The sequence below is a fragment of the Sphingobacterium sp. UBA7631 genome, assembly GCF_002483935.1.
GTDB classification, from domain to species: Bacteria; Bacteroidota; Bacteroidia; order Sphingobacteriales; family Sphingobacteriaceae; genus Sphingobacterium; species Sphingobacterium multivorum.
Genome location: NZ_DLIX01000010.1, coordinates 1,183,650 through 1,195,852, shown reverse-complemented (window position 1 = coordinate 1,195,852; position 12,203 = coordinate 1,183,650). Strand labels below are relative to the sequence as shown.

General features: G+C 41.9%; 9 protein-coding genes. 7 read left to right on the top strand and 2 right to left on the bottom strand.

The features are described from left to right. Positions 1-51 precede the first annotated feature (51 nt). Positions 52-882, bottom strand: coding sequence for a helix-turn-helix domain-containing protein (locus B3P16_RS21610; protein ID WP_286832018.1), 831 nt, complete (start codon positions 880-882; stop codon positions 52-54). 108 nt (positions 883-990) lie between these two features. Between B3P16_RS21610 and B3P16_RS21605 the strand changes: the two genes are divergently transcribed. Both B3P16_RS21605 and B3P16_RS21600 read left to right on the top strand, forming a co-directional pair. Beyond that, positions 991-1,905, top strand: a complete 915-nt coding sequence (locus tag B3P16_RS21605; RefSeq protein WP_286832017.1) for an AEC family transporter — start codon at positions 991-993, stop codon at positions 1,903-1,905. Between the two features lie 206 nt (positions 1,906-2,111). Further along, the gene (locus B3P16_RS21600; RefSeq protein ID WP_075991990.1) at positions 2,112-2,558 is read left to right on the top strand and encodes a DoxX family protein; all 447 of its coding nucleotides are present in this window, start codon (positions 2,112-2,114) and stop codon (positions 2,556-2,558) included. A 37-nt stretch (positions 2,559-2,595) separates the two neighbouring features. On the opposite strand, the gene purL is transcribed toward B3P16_RS21600, so the two are convergent. Further along, positions 2,596-6,327, bottom strand: coding sequence for a phosphoribosylformylglycinamidine synthase (gene purL, locus B3P16_RS21595; protein ID WP_286832015.1), 3,732 nt, complete (start codon positions 6,325-6,327; stop codon positions 2,596-2,598). 193 nt (positions 6,328-6,520) lie between these two features. Here purL and B3P16_RS21590 point away from each other — a divergent pair, with 193 nt between their 5' ends. The 5 genes from B3P16_RS21590 to rny all read left to right on the top strand — a co-directional run bounded on the left by B3P16_RS21590 (position 6,521) and on the right by rny (position 12,031). Further along, positions 6,521-6,832, top strand: a complete 312-nt coding sequence (locus B3P16_RS21590) for a hypothetical protein (RefSeq protein WP_286844290.1) — start codon at positions 6,521-6,523, stop codon at positions 6,830-6,832. Positions 6,833-7,041: 209 nt separating this feature from the next. Continuing rightward, the gene (pheT, locus tag B3P16_RS21585) at positions 7,042-9,438 is read left to right on the top strand and encodes a phenylalanine--tRNA ligase subunit beta (protein WP_286844289.1); all 2,397 of its coding nucleotides are present in this window, start codon (positions 7,042-7,044) and stop codon (positions 9,436-9,438) included. Between the two features lie 40 nt (positions 9,439-9,478). Continuing rightward, the gene (locus B3P16_RS21580) at positions 9,479-9,784 is read left to right on the top strand and encodes a hypothetical protein (RefSeq protein ID WP_046675830.1); all 306 of its coding nucleotides are present in this window, start codon (positions 9,479-9,481) and stop codon (positions 9,782-9,784) included. 54 nt (positions 9,785-9,838) lie between these two features. Further along, positions 9,839-10,129 (top strand): cell division protein ZapA, encoded by a 291-nt coding sequence (locus B3P16_RS21575; RefSeq protein ID WP_046675831.1) that lies wholly within the window; start codon positions 9,839-9,841, stop codon positions 10,127-10,129. Positions 10,130-10,477: 348 nt separating this feature from the next. Then, on the top strand, positions 10,478-12,031 hold the full coding sequence (gene rny, locus B3P16_RS21570) for a ribonuclease Y (RefSeq protein WP_286754411.1): 1,554 nt from the start codon (positions 10,478-10,480) through the stop codon (positions 12,029-12,031). The last annotated feature ends 172 nt before the right edge of the window (positions 12,032-12,203 follow it).

Here is a 12,203-nt window from a genome sequence, read left to right as displayed (position 1 = left end):
ATTCAATTGCAATTTTTCCGCGTATACAGGGTGTATTATCTGGAAAGCCTACTATTTAGTCCGCTGAGTTCGATAATGTAAAGGACTAAATCCCCTGGCGCGTTTGTAGAAATGGGAAAGATGGCTCTCGTCGGTAAATCCGAGTTCTGCAGCAATTTGTTTCAAGGTATAATCTTTGGATTTAAGTCTGTTCTCGATGAGTTCGATCCGGTAGGTATTGATATACGTTCTTAAACTGCTGCCGAAGTTCTTCTTAAAGTAGGTCCCAAAATAGGATGGGGCAATATTGAATTTCTGAGCCAGTAGGCTGACCTGAAGTTGTTCGGGCGAAAAAATATGCTGATGAATGTAAGCCGAAATCGATCGGTCAACATATAGTTCATGCTGCTGGGGTAAACGTTGCGTCTCTGCTATTTCTTTGAAGAGCCCAAAGATCGCGACGAGTTGGTCAAATAGCCAGTCCGAACGCTCGCTGACTGTGGTATGACTATACAGTCGGACCGCTTCCAGGATATGAGTGTAAATCAGGCGATGATGCTCGCCCATATCCAATTTGCGTTCCTTTAATCCCCTGTCGTTCATCAGCTCCATAATCCAGGCATAGCGCTTTTGATTGCGTTTATTCTGCAGGAAGTAGGTATCTGTAAATAAAATAAACAGAAAATGTGTCTTTTCTTCAATGTTAAAATAATGCTTGTCTGCCGGACTAATTAAGAATACATCGCCACGTTCATAGTTCAGTTCAAATCTGTTGATCACATGGGTTCCTTTGCCTGAACGAATATAAACAAGCTCATAATAATTCTGTTCATGTGGAGGTAAATGAAAGCTATCCTCAATAAATTCACTGATCCGCAAAGGCTCAAACTGTTTTTTGCGCATTATTCTCCTGATTATATATCAGTAAATGTACATAAAAATAATGTATTTGTACATGTTATTGCCTGCTGTACTATTGCACCTTTGTGTCGTATAAAATGGTAATAAAACATGGTCAATTTTATAATGATTGCATTTTGCATCGCGGCAGGGATGCTGTTAAAGCGAACAAATTTAATTCATTCCGAAGCACATAAAGGGATCAATACCTGGATTCTTTATTTTGCCCTTCCAGCGGTGTCTTTCAAATATATTCCGAAGATTGTATGGTCATCGCAATTACTGTTTCCGGTGTTTTCGGCAATCCTCGTTTGGGCAGGTAGTTGGTTATTTATGGAAATGTACTGTAGGCGTAAAAACTATAAACAGCGTTCGCGCAGTAGTTTGGAATTGGCCGCTGGTTATAGCAATACGTCCTTTATTGGCTTTCCATTGATCATCGCCTATTTTGGCGAAGCCCAGTTGCCGATTGCGATTATTTGCGACCAAACCACATTTATTCTACTTTCTACAGCTGGACTTATCAATGCACTGCGAGCGAATGCCCAAGATGGCGAGGCGATCGATGTCAAATTTATGCTTCGAAAGTTAGTCAACTTTCCACCCCTGATCGGTTGTATAACAGCCTTAATGCTGTCGCAATTGGTTGATCTTTCAGTTGCCGAGCCCTTTTTTGATAAGCTGGTGGCGACCGTTGGACCCTTGGCCTTATTTTCTATTGGTTTACAGTTGAAGTTTGATGGCTGGCGACAACAGATTTCGCAGATCAGTACAGCGATGAGTTATAAATTGATTCTTGCCCCAGCATTGGTATTACTATTTGCTTTACTACTTGGTGTAAAGGGCGCTGTTGCGCGGATCAGTATATTCGAAGCGGCTATGCCAACCTTGGTAACCTCAGGGATCATTGCCGAGCAATACCATCTGAATACCAAATTGGTCAATCTGGTGATCGGTTTTAGTATCGTTGTGGGGCTGCTGACAACCGCGTTTTGGGATTTTGTTATTCGACTTTTTTTCTCCTAACCTACAGTTGCGTTGATTGATTGATTGATTGATTTTGAAAACAGCGTAGGCCTGATTTGGCAGCGATTAGTCTTATCCGAAGTATTGTGTAGGCGTGGGGATGTATTCACTTCGTAACATTTTGATAGTGAATCATCTCATGCGAACAACTTTTTTGCTGTTCAAGTGTTATTAGGCTATAACCATCTATAAAAAGGAGGTATGTTATGAACCTGATACACAAAATTGAACATTGGGGCGATGCTCATCACCCACAATGGATTGATTACCTAAGAATAGCCTTAGGGGTCGTTATTTTTGCCAAAGGTGTAAGTTTCGTAAATGATAGGGATGTTGTTCAACATATGATTGAGCAAAGTAGTTTCCACTTATCATCATGGGGTGCTGTTCACTATGTGGTTTTTACCCATTTGGTGGGAGGGTTGTTCCTAATTTTAGGTTTTCAAACCCGTTTGGCCTCACTACTGCTATTTCCGGTACTGGTAGGGGCTGTATTTTTTGTTAATATCACCCACGGGTTTAGTTATTTGAATTCCGAATTGTGGCTTTCTATAGTCGTATTCTTTTTGCTGATCTTTTTTATGGTCATGGGCTCTGGAAAATACTCCCTAGATCAAATGATGAACAAACCAGGATACAAAAGGGATATCTAAAAAAAAACTCCTTCATACATGAAGGAGTTTTTTTTTTTTATTTGCCTTGCTCGTCAATCCATTGACGTGCATTAACGAATGCTTCAATCCAAGGAGAAACTTCGTCCTGACGACCTTTTGGATAATTTGCCCAATGCCATTGGAACACCGAACGCTCAATATGTGGCATCGTAGCCAAGTGGCGTCCAGTCTTATCGCAGACCATTGCCGTATTATAGTCCGAACCATTTGGGTTATGCGGATATTGCTCATAAGCATATTTTGCCACGATATTGTATTGCTCTTCCGCATACGGAAGGTTGAATTTTCCTTCCCCGTGTGAAATCCAAACCCCTAAGGTACTTCCCGCTAGTGTCGATAACATGACCGAATTGTTTTCCTGAACTTTTACAGACACAAAGTTTGACTCGTGTTTCCCTGAAGTATTGTGTAGCATTTTTCCATGGATTTCATGCTCAGGATTGATCATTTCAAGTTCCATAAATAACTGACATCCATTACAGATACCAACCGAAAGTGTATCCGGACGAGCAAAGAAGTCGGTTAAGGCTTTTTTCGCTTTTTCATTGTAAAGGAAAGCACCGGCCCAACCTTTTGCCGAACCCAATACATCTGAGTTCGAGAAGCCTCCGACGGCACCGATAAATTGGATGTCTTCCAATGTCTCACGACCAGTGATCAAATCGGTCATGTGAACATCTTTCACATCAAAGCCTGCCAAGAACATGGCATTTGCCATTTCGCGTTCGGAGTTGGAACCTTTCTCACGAAGGATTGCCGCTTTCGGACGTGCTTTAGTTCCGTCGATTTTTGGTTTCTTACCATCAAATTGACTTGGGAAAGTAAAGGCTAGGGGTTGGTGTTTATAATTATCAAAACGTTGTTGTGCAGTTCCATTTTTAGATTGCTTGGAATCCAAAAGGAAGGATGTCGTAAACCATACATCACGTGTTGCTGCTACATCAAAGCTGAATACCGCTTCTTGATTTTTAATCGTCACTGTATTACCTTCGATCACCTGACCAATTTTAACCGCGTTTACACCGGCATCTTTCACGATTGCTTCGAAAGCAGCGTCGTCTTTTGCTTGAAGGACAAGTGCGATATTCTCATTAAAGAAGGCTTTTACGCTATCCGATTCATGTAATGCCGAAAGGTCATAATTGGCACCAAGATTAACATCGGCAAAGGTCATTTCCAATAAGGTGGTAATCAAGCCACCCGATCCGACGTCGTGCCCAGCTTCGATCTGTCCTTCGTGAATTAATTGCTGTACGGTATTGAATGCTGTTTTAAAGTAAGCAGCATCTTGAATGGTCGGTACTTCAGTACCTAATTTATTGATGATTTGTGCAAATGACGAACCGCCTAATTTGAACTGATCTTTTGATAAGTTGATGTAATAGATCGATCCGGCCGTTTTGTTTAGCACAGGTTCAACCACTTTGGTGATATCAGTACAGTTTCCTGCGGCAGAAATGATCAATGTGCCAGGGGCAATGACGTTTTCGCCGTTTGGATATTTTTGCTTCATCGACAAAGAATCTTTTCCCGTCGGGATATTGATTCCCAATGCAATGGCAAAATCCGAGCATGCTTTAACAGCTTGGTATAAGCGGGCATCTTCACCCTCATTATTGGCTGCCCACATCCAGTTGGCCGATAGGGAGATTCCTGCAAGACCGTTTTTGATTGGGGCAAATACGATGTTGGAAAGCGATTCCGCAATAGCCGTTCTGCTTGCCGCAGCCGGATCCACTAAGGCAGCCACAGGGGAGTGACCTATTGTTGTCGCAATACCTTCTTTACCTTTATAATCCAATGCCATGACACCGACGTTATTCAACGGCAATTGCAATGGACCCGCACATTGTTGTTTGGCAACACGGCCACCAACACAACGGTCTACTTTATTGGTTAACCAATCTTTGGAAGCAACCGCTTCCAGTTGTAATACTTGGTTTAAGTAGCTTGGAATGTTGGCTGCATCATAAGCAAGATCAGCGTAGTTGCGAACTACGGTTTTATCGCGCATGAAAGTTTTTGGCGATGAGCCAAAGAAATCTTCAAGGGCATAATCCATTGGTTTTTCACCCGTACTTTTTGATTCGAAAGTAAAGCGGTGGTCGCCAGTGACATCACCTACGGTGTACATTGGTGCACGTTCGCGATCGGCAACACGTTTTAAGGTGTCAATATCATCTTCGGCGATGACAAGTCCCATACGTTCTTGCGATTCATTACCGATAATTTCTTTTGCGGATAGTGTCGGATCACCTACAGGAAGTGCATCCAGGTCAATCAAGCCGCCGGTCTCTTCAACAAGTTCAGATAAACAGTTTAAGTGGCCACCTGCACCATGATCGTGGATAGAGACAATAGGGTTATGATCAGACTCTACTAAGCCACGAACAGCATTCGCTGCACGTTTTTGCATTTCGGGATTGGAACGTTGAATGGCATTAAGCTCAATTCCAGAACCAAATGCCCCTGTATCTGCAGAAGATACAGCAGCGCCACCCATTCCGATGCGGTAATTTTCTCCACCTAGGATAACAACTTTATCGCCAGTTTTCGGCGTATGTTTTTTCGCTTGATCCAGTTTTCCATAACCAACACCACCCGCTTGCATAATGACTTTGTCGTAACCAAGTTTACGGCCATCCTCTTCATGCTCGAAGGTCAATACAGAACCTGTAATTAAGGGCTGACCAAACTTATTACCGAAGTCAGAAGCACCATTGGAAGCTTTAATCAGGATGTCAACCGGGGTCTGGTACAACCATTGACGCTCTTGCATCGCATTTTCCCATGGCCGCGTTTTGTTAAGTTCCTTTGCCGGTTCAGTAACTGTTCCTGCCTGAAGGTCCAATTTATTTTGTTCCAATCGCGAATAAGCAGTCATGTATACGGCAGTACCCGCCAATGGAATCGCTCCTTGGCCACCGGCCATACGGTCGCGGATTTCACCACCTGACCCAGTTGCAGCACCCGAAAATGGTTCTACAGTAGTCGGGAAATTGTGTGTTTCAGCTTTTACGGATAAAACCGAATCAAATGCTTTCTCTTCGTAAAAGTCAGGTTTGTCGGCCGATTTAGGTGCAAATTGTGTGACACGTGGACCTTTGACAAAGGCAACGTTATCTTTATAAGCAGAAACAATCTCGTTCGGATTGGTTTCAGAAGTCTTTTTAATTAATTTAAAGAGGGAAGTGGGTTGCTCTTCGCCATCAATGATAAAGGTACCATTGAAAATCTTGTGTCTACAGTGTTCAGAATTCGCTTGCGAAAAAGCGAATACTTCCGAGTCTGTAAGCAGACGACCCAATTTGGTCGAAAGGTTATTGAGGTAATCTACTTCTTCTGGATTTAGCGCTAGGCCCTCAGATTTGTTGTAGGCCTCGATGTCTTCAATTTCCAATATCGGTTCAGGTGTAATGTTGACGGTATACATGTCCTGTGTCAACATACTGAACTTTTGTGAAATCATTGGATCGAAGTCATTGAAATCCGCTGGTACCGGTTGAAATTCTTCTATACGAACAATTCCTGCAATTCCCATATTTTGCGTGATTTCTACTGCATTGGTACTCCAGGGAGTAACCATCGCGGCGCGGGGTCCTACAAAGTAATGGTTAAGGTTTTGGTCGTCTAGTTTTTTGGCGTTGCCGAATAGCCAGTTGAGTTTAGTAATGTCTTCTTGTGATAAAGAGTTTACGCTTTGAACACCATATACAGTGTTCGATGGGTTCTCAAAGAAATGAATCATTATAAATGTTTGTTTTGAACGTTCTTCAAATTAAAGCACAAAGTTACATATTATTTTTATGGAAATGACTGGATTTTTGATTAAAAAATAGGTCTTTAAGATTGGACATAAAAAGGATAAAAATTGGTACAATTTGATAAGGCTTTTTTTATGAAATTGTGTTGGGGCTTGCTTATTCAAGAGCGGAGTGTATATGCCTAAAGTCCGTTTAATTCCCTTTAAATCCGCTCAAGTCCGTTCAAATCCGTACGCTATTCGGCAACGGATCGGGATTGCTTCGGGAACGGCTCGGGTCCGCTTCGAGACAGCTTCGGCTGGGCTTCGACTGGGCTTCGGGAAAGATTCGGGTCCGCTTCGACAAGGAGCCGAACAACGGCCGAACAGCAGGCGAAGCAATCCCGACCATGTTCAGGCCATGTCCCGAAGCTGCCCCGAACCAAGGCCAACGATGTGCCGACCAAAGCCCAAAGCACCTTGTCCATGCGGAAAACCTGAAAAAGCATAAGCAATAGCGCAAGAAAAACGCCCTGTGGCAAGTCGGTTTGTTCGCCGAAGCCCAACAACCCCTTAGATCATATGGTAATTTGTCATACAGCCGGTGAGGATAGGGGCTGCCAGCTATCTTCAAATTCAGGACTTCCGGCGATGATCGGCAAATTGACGTTGGATATAAACTCAAATTTATCTAAGTTTGTGCATCAAATCAGATTCGAGATGAATATTTCATATAATTGGTTAAAACAACACGTTAATATAGATTCGACACCGGAGGAACTATCGCTGATCTTAACAAATACAGGATTGGAAGTAGAAGCTTTGGACGTCGTGCAGAGTATCCCAGGTGGATTGGATGGTTTGGTTGTTGGTGAAGTGAAAACTTGTGAACAGCATCCTAATGCCGATAAATTAAGAGTAACCACTGTTGATGTCGGTGGACCGGAGTTATTGCACATTGTATGTGGTGCACCAAACTGTCGTACAGGATTGAAAGTTATTGTTGCTACAGTAGGTACTACTTGCCATCCGCTTACCGGAGAGCCTTTTAAAATTACCAAATCTAAAATTCGTGGTGAAGTTTCCGAAGGTATGTTATGTGGAGAAGATGAAATCGGTTTGGGTACATCTCATGCCGGTATCGTTGAATTACCAGCTGACGTTGCTGTGGGGACCTTAGTGAAAGATCATTTCAATATCCAGGATGATTACCGTTATGAAATTGGCTTAACACCAAACCGTGCAGATGCTGCTTCGCATTTAGGCGTTGCAAGAGATATTGCGGCACATTTTCGTACACACGTGTTAAAGGCAGATGTTTCTGCATTTAAGGCTGCTGAGGCGGAGGGAACGACAGTGATTGTTGCAGACGCTCAGGCAAGCCCACGTTATAGTGGTATCAATATTACCGGTGTTCGCGTTGGCGAATCTCCCGATTGGTTAAAAGAGAAATTAAATGTTATCGGTGTTCGTCCGATCAATAATATTGTCGATGTTACCAATTATATACTACACGATTTAGGTCAGCCACTGCATGCTTTTGATGCTGATAAAATTGCGGGAAATAAAGTCATTGTTCGTTTGGCGACTGAGGGTGAAAAATTTGTTACGCTGGATGGTGTGGAGCGTACCTTGTCTGCAGAGGACTTGGTGATTGCAGATGCTGAAAAACCAATGTGTATTGCGGGTGTTTTCGGTGGAGCACATTCGGGTGTATCAGCTGAAACGACCAATGTATTTTTGGAGTCGGCCTATTTCAATGCTGTTTCTGTACGGAAGACCTCCAAAAGACATGGCTTAAAAACAGATGCCTCTTTCCGTTTCGAACGTGGTATCGATCCGAATATTACGGTTGAAGCCTTGAAGCGCGCAGCTTTATTGATTCAGGAAATTGCGGGTGGAACGATTTCATCGACGCTAAAAGATGAGTATCCCGTGGTGATTAACCCGTTTTCATTTCACGTGAGCTATGCGAATGTGGTTCGTTTGATCGGTCAGGCGATCCCAAATGAAGAAATTAAATCCATTATTGTCGCTCTTGGCATTGAAGTCGCTTCAGAAACTGAAACAGGACTTGATGTGTTGGTGCCTGCATACCGCGTTGATGTCACACGCGAGGTAGACGTTGTGGAGGAAGTGTTGCGGATTTATGGTTATAACAATATCGAGTTGAAGTCACAAATTAAGGCCTCTTTAAATACGGTTGAGAAGCCGGATAAGGAAGTTGTCTTAAATCAATTGGCTGATCTACTCATCGCCAATGGGTTTCGTGAAATTCTGTCCAACTCCCTAACGAAGCTGGATTATGCGGATGATAGCGAAACGGCGGTCAAATTGTATAATCCATTGAGCTCGGATTTGGATACAATGCGTCAAAATATGGTTTTTTCTGTTTTGAGTGCGATTGAATATAACCAAAAACGAAGAAACTTTGACCTGAAGTTCTTCGAATTCGGTAAAACTTATGCGCTGGATGGTGAAAGCTATAAAGAAACGCAGCATCTGGCTTTTGCCATGGCAGGTAAAAATGAAGCTGAGCAATGGAACAGCAAAAAAGACGCGGTTAATTTCTATAACCTTAAAGCGGCTGTAGATACGCTTATCAAACGCTTGAAAATTGAAGGAATTCAGATACAAGATGCTACAAGTACACATTTCGCCTATGGTTTGAACTATATGAAAGGGCAGAAATGTTTAGTTTCTTTTGGTGCAATCGCGAACGCAGATTTGAAAAAAGCAGATGTTGAAGGTCAGGTTTTCTTTGCTGATTTTGACTGGGATGTTTTGATGAAAATTATTCGTAAGAATAGCATTCAATACAAAGAAGTTTCCAAATTCCCGGCTGTGCGCAGAGATTTGTCGCTCTTGATCGATGAAAATGTGAGCTTCGATAAGCTACAATTTGTTGCTCAAAAGACCGAACGCAAGCTTTTGAAGGAGGTAAATGTGTTTGATGTGTATAAAGGTGATAAAATTCCGGAAGGGAAAAAGTCTTATGCTCTGAGCTTTATCTTGCAGGATGAAGAAAAAACACTTACGGATAAGCAAATTGATGCGATAGTTCAAAAATTAATTGTTAATTTTGAGAAGGAACTAGGCGCGGAAGTGCGTGGTTAACGAGAGATACAACATTAATTGGTAATATTCAATTTATACTATGGCAACATTGTCTTCACAAATGAATCTGATCGTTGAGAAAACGAAAAATTTAATTCAATTGTGCGAAGTCTTGCAAGAAGAAAATGATTTGCTTAAATTAGAGGTACAATCCTTAAAAGTGGCTTTCGATGCGAGCAACGATAAGAGCAAGCAGTTGGAAGAGAAGGTCAAAGCGTTGGCAGTTGCCCGCACGTTAGATTCTGAAACGGATAAGGAAGCAATTAATGAAAAAATACTTGACACAAAACAAAAAATTAACGATTTTGTGCGGGAAATAGACAAATGTATTAGTTTGTTGAAATAGTTGGGAGAAGTGTTATCGGATTCAAACTAATACAACGTTAAAAAGCTCAAAGAAATGGGAGAGATTTCCATAAAAATAAATATCGCAGATCGTGTTTATCCCCTTCGGGTGGAGAGCGCGGAAGAAGAAGTAATTCGACATGCTGCGAAATTGATAAATGAAAAAGTAAAGGAATTGCAGGAAAACTATACTGTGAGAGATAAGCAGGATTTGTTGTCCATGTGTGTATTGCAATTTGCGACGCGTATGCTTAATGCAGAGCGGCAGTCCCAAAACCACGAAGTGGGCTTGGAAAATTCAGTACAGGAACTTGATCAGTTGTTGACGGATTTCTTTAAAAAATAAATTTACGTTCTTTATATTTAGAGCTTAAACGACGAATTTGCCGCAATTAAATTCGGGTTGTCACTATTTTAAACTTAACGCTTCAATATTACAGGCGCAAAAAGATATAGGCCATTTTGCGAAAGCCATCTGGGTCATAATCTAAGCCTAATTATGTAATCACGAAGTTTAATAATACATGAGACCTGTTTAAATTTAATTGCGGTTTTTTTTTGTCATGAAGTCTTATGAGCTTATCAGGCTCGCCACATTGGTGCATACCAAAGAAGGGGAATAGGACGATTCATGATTTTACTGGAATTTGAATATAATTAATAAAAACAAACATAATAATACAATTATACATACATGGACATCGCAATTTATAGCATAATTTCTCTGATTGTTGGTGTTGTTATAGGTCGTTATCTATTGGTTTTGTTGTTTAAAAAGCAAGAACAGGAAGCCAAGGATAAGGTAAATAGCATACTGAAAGATGCAGAGCAGGAAGGGGAACACATTAAAAAGAAACGCCTGTTAGAGGCCAAAGAAAAGTTCCTTCAATTAAAATCTGAACATGAAAAGGAAGTCAATCAACGTAACAATGCCATCAACCAGAAGGAAAATACGTTAAGACAAAAAGAGCAGTCAATTAACCAAAAATTGGAAAACATCAACCGCGACAAGCAGGAGGTGGATACCAAGAAAAAGCAATTGGATAAATTGGTTGAACTGAATGAAAAGAAATCCGAGGAAGTAGAAGCGTTAAAATTGCAACAGATTAAGCAATTGGAAAGCATCGCTGGCGTAACTGCCGACGAAGCAAAAAATCAATTGGTGGATTCGTTGCGTGAAGAAGCCCGCTCACAAGCCATGATTCAAATCAAAGATATTGTGGATGAGGCAAAATTGACAGCGACTAAAGAGGCGAAAAAGGTTGTTATACAGACGATTCAACGCACCGCTACGGAATCTGCAATCGAAAATACCGTTTCAATTTTCAATATTGAAAATGATGAAATTAAGGGCCGTATTATTGGTCGTGAAGGTCGTAATATTCGTGCATTGGAAGCTGCAACGGGCGTAGAGATCATCGTAGATGATACACCTGAAGCAATTATCCTATCCGGTTTCGATCCTGTACGTCGGGAAATCGCACGTTTAGCTTTACACCGTTTGGTAACCGATGGACGTATCCACCCGGCACGTATTGAGGAAGTTGTTGCAAAAACACGGACGCAAATTGAGGATGAAATTGTTGAAATCGGTGAACGTACAGCGATCGATTTGGGGATCCATGGTTTGCACCCCGAATTGATTCGTATGGTAGGGCGTATGCGTTACCGTTCATCTTACGGACAGAATCTTTTACAGCACTCGCGTGAGGTTGCTAATTTTGCAGCGACAATGGCAGCAGAACTGGGCCTGAATGTTAAACATGCGAAACGTGCTGGATTACTACACGATATTGGTAAAGTGCCTGATGACAATCCAGAGTTGCCACACGCTATTTTAGGTATGCAACTTGCAGAGAAATACAAGGAACATCCTGATGTATGTAACGCAATTGGTGCTCACCATGATGAGATCGAAATGACGGCTTTAATATCTCCGGTTGTTCAAGCCTGTGATGCGATTTCTGGCGCACGCCCGGGCGCACGCCGTGAGGTTGTAGAAAGTTATATCAAGCGCTTAAAAGAGCTGGAAGACTTGGCTTTATCGTATCCTGGGGTTGAGAAGACCTTCGCGATACAAGCTGGTCGTGAACTACGTGTCATCGTGGAGAGTGAGAAGGTCTCTGATGCGCAGTCGGAAATACTCGCTGCTGATATCTCTAACCGTATCCAAACGGAAATGACGTATCCAGGGCAAATTAAAGTAACTGTTATCCGTGAGACAAGATCGGTGTCTTACGCAAAATAGATCCTAAGGATCCATCTTAAAAAAGCTCCAATCATTTTGATTGGAGCTTTTTTTATGGAATTCTACAGCTTTCGCTCAACAGGATGATTTCAGTTATTCAAGGTGTTTGGGTATTGACTTGAACTGTTCTCAATAAACTTGGCCTGAGTAGAATTAGCCTGAATTGACTTGT

Coding starts and splice junctions, on each gene's coding strand:
- rny (WP_286754411.1), top strand. CDS start 10,478: ATGGACATCGCAATTTATAGCATAATTTCTCTGATTGTTGGTGTTGTT.
- B3P16_RS21575 (WP_046675831.1), top strand. CDS start 9,839: ATGGGAGAGATTTCCATAAAAATAAATATCGCAGATCGTGTTTATCCC.
- B3P16_RS21605 (WP_286832017.1), top strand. CDS start 991: ATGGTCAATTTTATAATGATTGCATTTTGCATCGCGGCAGGGATGCTG.
- B3P16_RS21600 (WP_075991990.1), top strand. CDS start 2,112: ATGAACCTGATACACAAAATTGAACATTGGGGCGATGCTCATCACCCA.
- B3P16_RS21610 (WP_286832018.1), bottom strand. CDS start 882: ATGCGCAAAAAACAGTTTGAGCCTTTGCGGATCAGTGAATTTATTGAG.
- pheT (WP_286844289.1), top strand. CDS start 7,042: ATGAATATTTCATATAATTGGTTAAAACAACACGTTAATATAGATTCG.
- purL (WP_286832015.1), bottom strand. CDS start 6,327: ATGATTCATTTCTTTGAGAACCCATCGAACACTGTATATGGTGTTCAA.
- B3P16_RS21590 (WP_286844290.1), top strand. CDS start 6,521: ATGCCTAAAGTCCGTTTAATTCCCTTTAAATCCGCTCAAGTCCGTTCA.
- B3P16_RS21580 (WP_046675830.1), top strand. CDS start 9,479: ATGGCAACATTGTCTTCACAAATGAATCTGATCGTTGAGAAAACGAAA.